1 rRNA gene (running past one end of the window) is annotated in these 1,400 nt (G+C 45.5%); it reads right to left on the reverse strand.

Features of this window, described 5'->3' with window-relative positions:
* Positions 1-1,277, reverse strand: a 23S ribosomal RNA gene (locus AC1RPV_RS07510) (it extends 1,742 nt beyond the left edge of the window).
* Between the last annotated feature and the right edge of the window lie 123 nt (positions 1,278-1,400).

Genomic DNA, 1,400 nt, shown 5'->3' on the forward strand with positions numbered 1-1,400 from the left:
CAGTCCTTACGGTCTAGCTTCGTTGCCCTTAGAACGCTCTCCTACCACGGAACCCTAATGGGTTCCATCCACAATTTCGGTAACATGTTTAGCCCCGGTACATTTTCGGCGCAGAATCACTCGACTAGTGAGCTATTACGCACTCTTTAAATGGTGGCTGCTTCTGAGCCAACATCCTAGTTGTCTGTGCAATTCCACATCCTTTTCCACTTAACATGTATTTTGGGACCTTAATTGGTGGTCTGGGCTGTTTCCCTTTCGACTACGGATCTTATCACTCGCAGTCTGACTCCCGGATATAAATCAATGGCATTCGGAGTTTATCTGAATTCAGTAACCCTAGATGGGCCCCTAGTCCAAACAGTGGCTCTACCTCCATGATTCTTAATTCCGAGGCTAGCCCTAAAGCTATTTCGGAGAGAACCAGCTATCTCCAAGTTCGTTTGGAATTTCTCCGCTACCCACACCTCATCTCAGCATTTTTCAACATACATGAGTTCGGTCCTCCAGTGCGTTTTACCGCACCTTCAACCTGGACATGGGTAGGTCACTTGGTTTCGGGTCTACGTCTACTTACTATGGCGCCCTATTCAGACTCGCTTTCGCTACGGCTCCGTCTTATCAACTTAACCTCGCAAGCAAACGTAACTCGCCGGTTCATTCTACAAAAGGCACGCTATCACCCATTAACGGGCTCTAACTATTTGTAGGCACATGGTTTCAGGAACTATTTCACTCCCCTTCCGGGGTGCTTTTCACCTTTCCCTCACGGTACTGGTTCACTATCGGTCACTAGGGAGTATTTAGCCTTGGGAGATGGTCCTCCCGGATTCCGACGGAATTTCTCGTGTTCCGCCGTACTCAGGATACTGCTCTGAGAGATTTTCATTTAGTATACGGGGCTATCACCCTCTACGGCGAGTCTTCCCAGACTCTTCTACTATAAAAATCTTTGGTAACTCAAATGAGCAGTCCTACAACCCCAAGAAGCAAGCTTCTTGGTTTGGGCTCTTCCCTGTTCGCTCGCCGCTACTTAGGGAATCGATTTTTCTTTCTATTCCTGCAGGTAATTAGATGTTTCAGTTCCCTGCGTTTACCTCTATATAACCTATGTATTCAGTTAATAGTAACAGTCGATTAAAACTGCTGGGTTCCCCCATTCGGAAATCTCCGGATCAAAGCTTACTTACAGCTCCCCGAAGCATATCGGTGTTAGTCCCGTCCTTCATCGGCTCCTAGTGCCAAGGCATTCACCATGCGCCCTTGATAACTTAACCTAACTTTACTTAAAGCAAAGTGGTTTTGTTAAGAACTACGTTCTTAACTAATAAAACGCGGTGTTTCTCGGCTTATTGCTTAAAAATTTAATAAATATTATCTAGTTTTCAAAGAACAAATTT

The sequence above is a fragment of the Dellaglioa sp. CoH-55-MRSF-9 genome (genome assembly GCF_056782155.1).